The sequence below is a fragment of the Vibrio sp. 704 genome (genome assembly GCF_033339295.1).
The window spans coordinates 1-1,049 of the sequence record NZ_JAWOUH010000129.1 but is presented as its reverse complement, the minus strand read 5'-3'; the positions used below and the strand labels follow the sequence as shown (position 1 = coordinate 1,049).

General features: G+C 44.3%; 1 protein-coding gene. It reads right to left on the bottom strand.

Features of this window, described 5'->3' with window-relative positions; all coding sequences use genetic code 11:
- Window positions 1–149 precede the first annotated feature (149 nt).
- Complete coding sequence (gene pilW / locus R7R24_RS24930; RefSeq protein ID WP_005477819.1) at window positions 150–875, bottom strand: type IV pilus biogenesis/stability protein PilW; 726 nt, start codon at window positions 873–875, stop codon at window positions 150–152.
- Window positions 876–1,049 lie beyond the last annotated feature (174 nt).

Genomic DNA, 1,049 nt, shown 5'->3' with positions numbered 1-1,049 from the left:
CTTTCAGTGACTGAAACACAAGTGAAACAGGGGATTTGTCGGCGTTCTGAGAAACAAGGCTCACTTAACTTGAACGGTGTAAGTGAGCCTAAAATTAAAATGAGAGGTTAAGCAAAGACTTATGCTGTTTGGGTTATTAGTGTGGCTCGTTAAGACATGCGTTCTAACTGTTTTACGTATTTTTGCTCTAGCGCTTCATTACCTGCCGCACGTTCTAACTCGATCATAAGTTGCAGTGACGGTTTTTTCACACCGTACATTTGATTAAATCGCATCAGTCGAATTCTTGCATCGGTAAAGTTGCCACTTTCTATTTCGAGTTTAGCCAGTTGGAGAATCGATTTTGGGCGGTGTGGGTCGTGATCGATAGCTCGCGTAAAGTAGTATTTTGCTTTGTCTTTATCTTGTGATTTCAATGCGCAGAAAGCGGCGTTTTCGTAGCTTGCTGGGATGAGGTAGTAATAAGGTTGTTCAATTGCGCGGTTAAACATTTGGTCGGCTTGTTGGAAATCACCTCGTTTACATAGAAATGTTCCGTAGTTATTGAGCACGTTGCCGTTTTTGGTGTGTTGGCGTAAAGAGCGTTTGTACATGTCTTCTGCTTTCGCATCTTCACCAACGGTTTCGTAGTAGTGTGCCATAGAAAGCTGTGCGCGATAGTACTGTGGGGCGTGGCTCAAGGCTTGTTGCAAGTTGTCGTGCGCTCGGATCATATTGCCACCTTCGAGATAACCAAGCCCAAGAGCGATGCGAGATTCTGCCATAGCAACAGGATCGGCCTTCACGATAGGAGCGCCGTTTTCTTTTACGGTAACACAGCCTACGAGTGCAAACTGAGTCATCAACATTAGTGCACTGAGCGTTACGGTTTTCATTCTTCTTCCCCACATCCCTGAATCTGACAGCATGATATGAATTACGTAGCAAAAGCCCATTGAGGAAAAAGCACTATGCGATCAGGTTTGCAAACTGATATGAAAAAGCCGCCAGATGGCGGCTCGGTTCACAAACTTAATTCGTTGATTTAATCGTCTTTAGTGAAAGCATCT

Bases quoted from the DNA above. Each gene is read 5' to 3' on its own strand.
- pilW (WP_005477819.1), bottom strand. From the start codon at position 875: ATGAAAACCGTAACGCTCAGTGCACTAATGTTGATGACTCAGTTTGCA.